General features: G+C 32.4%; 12 protein-coding genes. 2 read left to right on the top strand and 10 right to left on the bottom strand.

What is annotated here, in order from left to right:
- Positions 1 to 589 precede the first annotated feature (589 nt).
- Together BXU01_RS08095 and BXU01_RS08090 are read right to left on the bottom strand one after the other, a co-directional pair.
- Positions 590 to 1,825 carry an ABC transporter permease gene (locus tag BXU01_RS08095; protein WP_083692688.1) on the bottom strand — a complete coding sequence of 412 codons (1,236 nt, stop codon included), beginning with the start codon at positions 1,823 to 1,825 and terminating at the stop codon, positions 590 to 592.
- A 112-nt stretch (positions 1,826 to 1,937) separates the two neighbouring features.
- Positions 1,938 to 2,432, bottom strand: coding sequence for a YkgJ family cysteine cluster protein (locus tag BXU01_RS08090; protein ID WP_083692687.1), 495 nt, complete (start codon positions 2,430 to 2,432; stop codon positions 1,938 to 1,940).
- Between the two features lie 74 nt (positions 2,433 to 2,506).
- Between BXU01_RS08090 and BXU01_RS08085 the strand changes: the two genes are divergently transcribed.
- On the top strand, positions 2,507 to 3,214 hold the full coding sequence (locus tag BXU01_RS08085; RefSeq protein WP_083692686.1) for a bifunctional 2-polyprenyl-6-hydroxyphenol methylase/3-demethylubiquinol 3-O-methyltransferase UbiG: 708 nt from the start codon (positions 2,507 to 2,509) through the stop codon (positions 3,212 to 3,214).
- A gap of 16 nt (positions 3,215 to 3,230) precedes the next feature.
- Positions 3,231 to 3,776 carry a YfiT family bacillithiol transferase gene (locus tag BXU01_RS08080; RefSeq protein ID WP_083692685.1) on the top strand — a complete coding sequence of 182 codons (546 nt, stop codon included), beginning with the start codon at positions 3,231 to 3,233 and terminating at the stop codon, positions 3,774 to 3,776.
- 83 nt (positions 3,777 to 3,859) lie between these two features.
- Here the strand turns inward: BXU01_RS08080 and BXU01_RS08075 are convergent, their stop codons facing one another.
- The 8 genes from BXU01_RS08075 to BXU01_RS08040 form a co-directional block, all read right to left on the bottom strand.
- Positions 3,860 to 4,492 (bottom strand): 7-carboxy-7-deazaguanine synthase QueE, encoded by a 633-nt coding sequence (locus BXU01_RS08075; protein WP_083692684.1) that lies wholly within the window; start codon positions 4,490 to 4,492, stop codon positions 3,860 to 3,862.
- Between the two features lie 100 nt (positions 4,493 to 4,592).
- A complete protein-coding gene (locus BXU01_RS08070; protein WP_083692683.1) occupies positions 4,593 to 6,260 on the bottom strand; it encodes a lipopolysaccharide assembly protein LapB in 1,668 nt (555 codons plus the stop codon).
- A 16-nt stretch (positions 6,261 to 6,276) separates the two neighbouring features.
- A complete protein-coding gene (locus BXU01_RS08065; RefSeq protein ID WP_083692682.1) occupies positions 6,277 to 7,200 on the bottom strand; it encodes a PstS family phosphate ABC transporter substrate-binding protein in 924 nt (307 codons plus the stop codon).
- A 2-nt stretch (positions 7,201 to 7,202) separates the two neighbouring features.
- Positions 7,203 to 7,433 carry a hypothetical protein gene (locus tag BXU01_RS08060; protein WP_056248919.1) on the bottom strand — a complete coding sequence of 77 codons (231 nt, stop codon included), beginning with the start codon at positions 7,431 to 7,433 and terminating at the stop codon, positions 7,203 to 7,205.
- A complete protein-coding gene (locus tag BXU01_RS08055) occupies positions 7,433 to 8,233 on the bottom strand; it encodes an energy transducer TonB (protein WP_055093612.1) in 801 nt (266 codons plus the stop codon). Before BXU01_RS08055 ends, BXU01_RS08060 begins: the two co-directional genes overlap by 1 nt.
- A gap of 30 nt (positions 8,234 to 8,263) precedes the next feature.
- The gene (locus BXU01_RS08050) at positions 8,264 to 8,827 is read right to left on the bottom strand and encodes a biopolymer transporter ExbD (RefSeq protein WP_083692681.1); all 564 of its coding nucleotides are present in this window, start codon (positions 8,825 to 8,827) and stop codon (positions 8,264 to 8,266) included.
- A 19-nt stretch (positions 8,828 to 8,846) separates the two neighbouring features.
- Positions 8,847 to 9,473: a biopolymer transporter ExbD gene (locus BXU01_RS08045; protein ID WP_056248914.1), complete on the bottom strand. Its 627-nt coding sequence runs from the start codon at positions 9,471 to 9,473 to the stop codon at positions 8,847 to 8,849.
- Positions 9,474 to 9,529: 56 nt separating this feature from the next.
- Positions 9,530 to 10,354, bottom strand: coding sequence for a MotA/TolQ/ExbB proton channel family protein (locus BXU01_RS08040; protein ID WP_055093618.1), 825 nt, complete (start codon positions 10,352 to 10,354; stop codon positions 9,530 to 9,532).
- Between the last annotated feature and the right edge of the window lie 12 nt (positions 10,355 to 10,366).

Raw genomic sequence — 10,366 nt, 5'->3', positions numbered from 1 at the left:
TTGCATAATTTCAATGTTTTTCAAAACTTTTACTTAACATACTGATAACACCAAACTTACAACATGATCTTTTTTTAGCTTTATAAGGACTTTCCTAACACAAAGCACGTTTTCGCAATATACACTTTCCAAAAACTCCCTTTCTTGTAGACTTAACAGATTTTTTAAACCTTTATTGATTAATTTGTAATAGGAATTTAATTACTATGGACTAGTTTGCCATGAAGACTCTAAGCACAAAGCTATTTTTACTGAGTTTTTCAATCTCGCAAAGGCGCAAAGACGGTAAGCTTTTCTTATACTGGCTCAATGGTTTACTTTGAAGTCGCGAAGTTTCTTTTCTATACTTATCTATAAAGACTCTTTTTATGAAAACCTATACCTTAGCTCCGATAGAAGTGGAAATCCTTTTGTGCCGGTCCCGAGGCTTCGGGAGCGGGAAATAGCTTCTAAACAAAATTCCAAATTCTAAAACTTAAAGGCTTCCGACTTCGCTCAGCCGATCATGTTGCTCTTTATGTATAAAGTATAAAAAACAAAAACCCGACAGGTTTTAGCAAGCTGTCGGGTTGTAAAGGTTTATAGCTATTTATTCGAATCGAATGGCTTTTACAGGTGAAATCTTGGTTATTATATAGGACGGAATTAATAACACAACAAAACAAACTGTTATAGTCATTAAATTTAGTAGTACAATATATCCCCAGTTTAAGTAAACCGGCGCCTGATTGACATAGTAGTTTTCGGGATTTAACTGTACTACTCCAAATTGCTGTTGAATTAACAAAATCGCAATACCTATTAAATTACCCCAAAACAATCCTCTTATAATAAGATAGAATGCATTGTATAAAAATATTTTACGAACTGTCCAGTTATTTGCCCCCATAGCTTTTAGAATCCCAATCATTTGAGTACGTTCTAATATAAGTACTAATAAAGCAACAACCATATTTATTGTCGCTACTAAAATCATAACTCCGAGTATAACAACAATATTAAAATCGAAGAGTTGCAACCAATCAAAAATATAACTGTATTTTTCGATTATTGTTTTTGTATCTAAACTCGATGATGTTTGCTCGTATATCTGATTTCCTGTGATTTTTATATTATCAAAATCTTTAACAAATACTTCAAAAGCCCCGACCTGATCAGGACCCCATTTGTTGATTCGCTGAATATGACGAATATCTCCTATTATATATGTAGCATCGAATTGCTGAAATCCCGAATTAAAAATACCCGCAATTTTAAATCGGCGACTATTTGGCATTTTACCTTGTTCTTCTTTAATAAAGAATGTATTGAAATTATCTCCTACCTTCAGATTAAGACGGTCTGCCAAAAGTCTTGAAATTAAAACATCCTCGTTTAGGGTTTTAGAAAAATCAGGCACTTTACCTTCAACAATATATTCTTTTATATTGTTCCAATCATAATCTCCTCCTACTCCTTTGAAAACAATTCCTTCAAAAGCATTTTCTGTTCTAATAATTCCAGCTTTACTAGCGATTGCCTGAATATGACTGACATCCGGAACTGATTTGAAATTGGGATAAAAATCCTGTTTTTTTGAAATTGGAGTTAACGTAACTTCAGAATTGTTATTATCATAATTTGATATAATAATCTGACCGTTGAAAGCAGAAACTTTATCACGTATCTTTTGCTGCAAACCAATTCCGGTAGCAACTGAGACTATCATCATAATAATACCAATAGCAATTGCCGAAATGGCGATTTTTATAATTGGCGCCGATATACTGCTTTTATAATCTTTGGCAGTAATAAGTCTTCTGGCTATGAAATATTCTAAATTCAAATTTTAGTTTCTTTATTTATTATTATATTGGAATGGTTTCACCTGAATCAAAATTACATTTTAAAAATGAAACCAAATTGCTTCTAAAAACAATTACAATAATTTTAGTGTTTTACAACGGAAGTTTCTTTTTCATTTCCTCTACTATATTATATGCTGCAGGACAAATAGCAACATTTTTTAAGGTAAGATCGGTAATTTGATTAAACTTTTTACGATCAGTATGCGGAAACTCTCTGCAGGCTTTTGGACGAACATCATAAATCATACAATAATTCTCGTTATCAAGAAAAGTGCACGGAACACTTTTTAAAACATAATCTTTATCCTCATCAATTCGCAGATATTGGTCGATGAATTGTTGTGGTTTTTGCCTGAAAGATTTTGAGATCCTTTCAATATCTGCCAAAGTAAATAAAGGCCCGGTTGTTTTACAACAATTAGCACATTTTAAACAATCTGTTTTCTTAAACTCGGCGTCATGCAAATCCTGCATGATATAGTCTAAATTTTTAGGCTGTTTTTTTTTCAGCTTATCAAAATACTTTTTGTTTTCGATATGCTTATCTTTGGCTAACTTATCTAAGTTATTTAAAATTTGTTTCAAGTTTACTTTTTAAAGTTGATCTGCAAAATTAAACAACTTTAAACTTGAAACCCTAAACTTTGAAATAAAATACAATGAAAGATCTATTTGGAAAGGCGATGTTTGACTTTCAAACTAATAATTCGCCGGAAGACATCATTACAGAAACAACAATTTCCGAAGAAGACGAAATGAGCGTAGATTATTTGTTTCGCTCTTACAATGAAATGCCAAAGTTGGAACAAAAAGCACTGCAACTGACTTTTGGAAAAACATTAGATGTTGGATGTGGTGCCGGAAGTCATAGTTTGTCATTGCAAAATGATCGCAATATAGAGGTTACATCAATCGATATTTCAGAAAAAGCAATTGAGACGTGTAAACTTCGTGGCGTGAAGAATGCAAAAGTTCAAAATATACTAGATTTTGAAGGAGAAAAATTCGATACCATAATTTTACTAATGAATGGTGTTGGTATTTTTGGCAAACTGGAAAATTGTAATAAATTTTTATCTAAACTAAAATCTCTTTTGAATCCAGGAGGACAAATCTTATTAGATAGTTCTGACATTATTTATATGTTTGATGAAGATGAAGATGGCGGAAAATGGATTCCGTCTAACAATGATTATTATGGCGAACTTGTTTTTAATATTTCTTACAAAGGAGAAAAAGAAGAACCTTTTGATTGGTTATATCTGGATTACAACACACTTCAGAATGCTGCTATTGCAAACGGGCTAAAATGCGAGCTGGTTTTAGAAGGTGAACATTATGATTATTTAGCCAAACTTTCGATTTAAATAACACTTACCAACCATGGAAGCATCAGATTTAGAAAAATTGAAGTATCCAATAGGAAAATTTGAATTTCCGAAGGAATATAGCCTGGAATATATTTCAGACAAAATTCGCGAGATTGAATCTTTTCCCAAAAGATTAAAACAAGAAACTATTCATTTAACTGATGAACAATTAAACACACCATATCGTCCAGATGGATGGACTGTTCGACAGGTTATTCATCATTGCGCCGAAAGCCATATGAATTGCTACATTAGAATAAAATGGGCTTTGACAGAGAACAATCCGGTAATAAAACCATATGATGAAACTCTATGGTCTGAGTTACCCGATAATCTGAACATGCCAATTCAACCAACATTAACATTACTGGAAGGTTTACATTTTAGACTGGCTTATATTATGAGAAATTTATCCAATGAAAATCTAGAAAAATCTTTTATTCATCCTGAAAATAATTCAGAATATAAAATAAAACAATTAATAGCAACCTATGCCTGGCATGGAAATCACCATTTAGCACATATTACTACTTTAAAAAAATATAAAAACTGGAAATAAAATAAATGTTTCTTTTTTATACACTGTGTATTATTTACCACAAACAAAAAATCTCTTCAAACGAAGAGATTTTTTTATAGCAATTAAGGAATATTTAAATATTTATGCGTTTGAAGTGAAACTCTCCATTTTGGATTGTTCATCACATAATCAACAATTAACGGTGTCATTTCTTCTTTTTTACTCCATTCAGGCTGTAGAAACAAAATTGCGTTCCCATTTACCAATTCTGCTTGCTCTTCGGCAAAAATAAAATCATGTTTATTATAAATAATCACTTTTAATTCATGTGCATTATCATAAACGGTTTGGGTTGGCAATTTATTCTTTTTAGGAGAAAGACAAATCCAATCCCAACTTCCTGTTAATGGATATGCTCCGGAAGTTTCAATATGAACTTTTAGATTTCTGTTTTTTAGTTCCTGAGTCAATAAAGTCATGTCCCAAGTCAAAGGCTCTCCACCAGTAATGACAACAGTATCTGCGTGGGTTGCTGCATTATTTACAATTAAATCAACACTCGTTGGCGGATGTAATTCTGCATTCCAGCTCTCCTTCACATCACACCAGTGACAACCAACATCGCAACCTCCAATTCGTATAAAGTAAGCCGCAGTTCCTGTATGAAAACCTTCTCCCTGAATGGTGTAAAATTCTTCCATCAAAGGCAACATAGCTCCTTTATTTACTTCTAATTGTATTTCTTTTGATAACATTATTTCAATTTAAAGTGCAAAGATAGTCAATTAAATACGGAACAAAAAAAACCGATAGTTCTTTGAACTATCGGTTTTATATTTAATAAAAGATCTTACATTATTTTAAAGCTTTTACAGATTGTGCAGCATATGTATTTGCAGGATCTAAAACTAAAGTTTTGTTGAAATACTCAATTGCTTTTGCTTTGTCAGTATTTGCATAAGCAGCACCAATTGCATTGTAAGATTCAATAACTTTTTTAACAGTAGCAGGTTTCGCTAATTCTTCAGCACCTTTAGCTGTAGTTTTAGTCAAATACTCATTATAGTTTTTTATAATCAAATCATCTTTGTCTAATAAACTGTTGATTCTTCCTTTGTATAAATACGCTTCATCATAAGTAGGAGAAGCCGTTAAAACTTTATCAAAAGTAGCATCCGCTTTTTGCAATGCAGCTGTATCACGAGTTTCTGCAGTTTTACCAGCGTTACCGTAATAAACTGAAATACCATAATAAACTAAATCATCAAGATAATTTTTAGATTCTGCATTACTAGCACCAAGTTCAAAGATAGAAGCTGCCTGAATATATTGTTTTTTACCAAACAAAGCTTTTCCAAAATCAGCAAGTTCTTCTACTACTAAAGGCTCTAATTCAATAGCTTTTTTAATATCTGCAACACCTGCATCAAAAGCAGCCTGATCTACAACTCCTTCAGCATTGGTTCCTTTTTTAATTTTAGATAAACCTAAATATAAATAATCTCTACCAATTACTTTATTTGAAGGTACTTTAATAAAATCTTCAATAGATTTAATTGCTACATCAACGTTTCCGTTTTCATAAGCAGCATATCCTAAATATCTAAAAATTCTAGGATTAACTTTATCTTCAGCTATCATTTTGTTTGCTACAGTCTCAAGAGTTTTATAATCTTTTACTAAGATTAAGAAATCTGCATGACGCATTTTAGAATCTAAAGAGTAATCTGTAAGACTTAGGTATTTTTCGTAGTTTGTAATTGCATTTTGCATATTAACTTTAGCGGTAGATGTTTTGTTTCTTCCCCATTTGTAATATGTTTCAGCCAATTCTCTGTAAACAGGACCATAATTAGGATTTAATGCGATAACTTCATTAAAAGATTTAATTGCTTCTTCATAAGATTTAGCACCTTTTAATAAAACTCCTAATTGCATTTTTGCTCTTAAAAGTGTTGGATCTGCAGTAAATGCATCACGGTAAGCTTTGTAAGCATCATTTTGATTGTTTGCTCCATAATAAGCATCTCCAATTGTCAAAAGTGCAGTTGCATTTTGAGGCTCAATTAACAAGGCACGTTTTAAAACAGCAACTGCATTTGTATAATCCGGACTTGTTGAGTTAATATATGCTCTACCGATGTAAATAAATTCCTCTACATCTTTACGTTTCATATCTTTTGTAGCCAAACCAAAATTAGCCTGAGCCGCAGTAGCATTCTTGCTATCAAGATCTATTTGACCTAACCCAATATAATTTAAGTTCTTTTTATCTGATGCCTGCAATCCGTTTGAGTAATAAATTTTAGCTGAATCAACAATAGATTGATTTAAATATACATTACCTAAAACAAAATTTGCTTCTCCATCAGAAGGTTTTGCTTTGATGATTGATTTAAGCAAAGATTTTGCTTTTTGAAATTGTTCAGCATCGATTGCTTTTTTAGCTTCTTTGATATCTTGCGCTTTTGCAACAGTAGCTGAAGCAACTAAGGCAAGACTAAAAATTTTAAATTTATTCATCTTAATTGTAATTAATTTATTCTTTATCGTTTATAATTTGACTTCTAATTTTAAGCTTTCTTCCCGGAGTTCTAATAGGCAATAAACCTGATTTTAAAACAATACGCTGACCAATGTCACCAGATATAAATGAAGCCAAGCCCATTCCTAAGCCAGTATATCCCTGACAATTTATAATAAACAAATCACGTGCCAAAGGATATTTCATTTCTCCAAGATCATTTTGGGTCGGATCGTAATATTTATCATCATTTAGCCCCTTAACGCTCATGACGTTTATTTTTTTTATAATATCGAGCATGTTTGGAGATGGCTGATAAAGCCAGTTTACTCCTACTACACCAATCATACCGTCATTCTCTGAAACGAATTTAATAACTTCGTCATTAGTTTTAAAAGAAAATACATTTTTTGAAGGAATATCTTTCACTTTAGCCAATTCCTTCATGTATCGGACCGTACTAGAATTTGGATTATCAAACACAAGACCTTTTATTCCGGAATCTGATTTACCTTGCATAAAATCAATTACCGTTTTCAACGCAATTAATGTATCATTATTGCCTTTATTAGTAACAAAAGCAATTGCATCTTTAGCAAAAAGTGTAACTCTGGGATTGATTTTACTTTTTTCGAATCTGGCTTTTTCTTCCTGAGTCAAATCTCTGGTTGTAACAGCAACTTTTGCTTTTTGATTTAACAAATCGTTTATAAGTTCCGCTTCAGATTTGGGTTTTATAGAAATCTTTGCATCATAATAAGTTCCTTCAAAAACAGCCACCATATCTTCTACGATGGGCTTTACTGTTTCATCTACAGTAATGTCTATTGATCCCTTTAAAATTGTTTCATTATCAGCTTCATTTTTACTTTTTTGGTTGCACATGGCAAACAAAAAAACAAAAACTATGAAAGCTACAATTTTACCATATTTCAACATAATTATTCTGCATTTGAATTAATTAATCTTAAAAAACGAATTGCTGAGTATACGATCAATAATCCGCCAAAAGCATATCTGTATTTAGGCTCCATATCTAATGGAAGTTTTTCCCAGAACATAATCATTAAACCCAGTACAAGATATATCAAAAAAAACATTATTCCTAAAACAAGAAGAAATCGCTCTTTGAGCGATTTCTTCTGAATATTATTAAGCTTATCTTTTAACATTATTCTGCAGATTGAATAGTAATAGGAAGCGAGTAAAGAACCCTAACTTTTTTACCATTTTGCTCGCCGGGAGTCCATTTTGGACATTTTTTAAGAACACGAATTGCTTCTGCTCCTGTACCGTAACCGATATCCCTTAAAACTTTAATGTCGGTTAATGAACCGTCTTTTTCAACTACAAAAGTAACATAAACTTTACCTTTTAAACCTTCTTCTTCCGGAGTCTTGTAATTATTTCCTACGAATTTGTAGAACTTTTCAATACCTCCAGGGAAATCTGGTTTTACTTCGATACCTGCAGTATTATAAACATTGTTATCTTCCTGAATGATCTCTGTAACTGGTCCTTTACCAACTGGCTCATCAACAGTTAAAACTGCATCCGGATCTCCTTTGATAGTTTCGTTACCAACTTTTTTATCTTTAAGATCCACAATTTTTGGTGGGTCTTCAGTAACTTCATTTGCTTTAGCAACTACCGGTTTCACAAACTTAACCTGGTCCACTTTTGGTGGTGGTGGTGGTGGTGGTGGTTGATTTGGCTTAATTTCCTCTTTCTTAGGAGGTAATTTTACTGTAGCAATTTTAATATCGTTATTTACCACTTCTTCTTCAGAATCTGGTAAAAAGCTTGCAATAAGAGGAGCTGCAACAGCAACACTGAAAATAAGCGAACCAATAATAAGAGCCTTTACAGTAGTCTTATTATTTGATTTTCTTAATTCATATGCCCCATATATCTTATTACGTCCTTCGAATACGATATCAAGCCATTGATTTTTAATTATATCTAATTTCATTTTTCTTGATTATTAAGGATTAAAACTAGATTACTCTGGTTTTTTATCTATTAATTTCGTCTCTTCCGGAGTAAACTCAGGAACAATAGCATAAGTATCTACACCTGAAATAGCCATCTCATCCAAAATATCAACCAAATTACGATAATTTGATTTTTTAGTTGGCTTAATAATAACTATAATTCCATTTTTAGGTTTCCCTAAAGCTGTAGAATAAGCTAAAACTGCTTTTTTCTGAGTCAATAATTCTTTACGAATTCCATCTTTACCATAGGCGATATCTTTAGGTCCAATTTTAGGAGTTGCAAGCAATCCCATATAGTAAACCATTTTATTATCACCACCCAGCATAACTGTCATCGTACGATTCTCATCTACTTTCGTATCAACTTTCTTTGTTGGATCATCTTCTTTATCTGGCAATGACAAATCCATTGATTGAGGTTTTGACAACGATGTGGTTAACATAAAGAATGTGATCAATAAGAATGCTAAATCCACCATCGCTGTTAAATCGACTTTAGAATTCTGCTTTTTACTTCTTACTTTACCACCTTTTCCGCCACCACCGTCGCCGGTATTTAATTCAGCCATTTTAGTGTATATTTTTTAATTAAAAGTCTCTTCCTCTCGTACCTGTAACTAAGTTAAAGGAATTGATTTTCTGATCTTGTAAAATATCCATTATCTTTTTGATTTGTGGATATTGTTCTTTAGCATCTCCTTTTATCGCAATTTGCAATTCTTTATCATCAAGATCAATCGCAGCTCTTCTTGAAACTAAAAGCCACTCTTTTAATTGATTGTCTAACGAATCGATTGGAATTCCAGGTTGATCAGCTTTAGTTCTGTCAGCCGCTTTCATGTCAATGATTTGCTTCAAATTTGTTATTGGCACACCGAAGTCATCCATTAAAGCAAATTTAGTTTTATCATCTTCTGAAAAAGTCACACCGAATTTTGCACCCATTCCTTCAAGAGTTCTTTTACGAATCTCTCTTCCTTTAATGTCAAAAAACACTTTGCTTTTTCCATCTTTTCCTGTTCCTATTGTAATAATTGCTAGATCAGAATCCGGCAATTTAGTTTGAGCAACAGATGAAGGCATATCTACAGGAAGTGCTTCAGGCACTTTAGCAGTAGCGGTCAAAATAAAGAACGTAAGCAAAAGGAACGCAACATCACACATGGCAGTCATATCTGTCGATGTTGACTTTTTTTTCATTTTTATTTTAGCCATTATCTTTTATTTTAATTTGATATAATTAATTGTAATTATTAATAATCAAAAATTAATTATTGTTTCAAACTTCCTCTGAATCTTCTGTAAGTGTTTACAATTGTAGTACCCGCCTCATCGATAGAGTAAGTTAAATCATCAATTTTAGCAGTAAAGAAGTTATAAGAAACGATCGCTAAGATTGAAGTAGAGATACCTGTTGCAGTGTTGATAAGTGCCTCAGAAATACCTGTTGCAAGAGCAGCCTGGTCTGGAGTTCCAGCAGAAGCTAACGCACCAAACGCTTTAATCATACCTGATACTGTTCCTAATAATCCTCCTAATGTACCTAAAGATACTAAAGTAGAGATAATAGTCATGTTTTTTTCTAACATTGGCATTTCTAATGAAGTTGCCTCTTCAATTTCTTTGTGGATTACTTCTGCAGCTTCCTCACTGTTGAATCCTTCTTTTTTAACGTCTTGGTATTTAATCAAAGCAGATTTAATTGCATTTGCAACTGAACCTTGTTGTTTGTCACATGAAGCGATTGCAGCCTCGATGTTTCCTTCTTTAATATTTCCCTGAACGCTTTTCATGAACTTGTCTAAGTTAGCTTTTCCTGCTGCTTTACCAATAACGATAAATCTTTCAATAGAAAAAACAACAACCATTAAAAACATACCTAATAATACTGGTACGATAAAACCTCCTTTATAAACCTGTCCTAATGTATTGATCGGATGACCTGTTTCTGGATTACCTCCTTCGAAGTTAGCAGCATCTCCCATGATTACTTTCCAAATAAACACCCCAACTAAGATACACGCAACAATAATGATTCCTGTAATCATTCCTCCTCCATTTGAAGTGCTTTCTTTTTTAACTTTAACGTTTGCCATTTTTTTTAATTT

The sequence above is a fragment of the [Flexibacter] sp. ATCC 35103 genome, assembly GCF_001975985.1.
Lineage (GTDB): Bacteria > Bacteroidota > Bacteroidia > Flavobacteriales > Flavobacteriaceae > Flavobacterium.
This window is presented reverse-complemented; position numbering and strand designations above follow the sequence as displayed.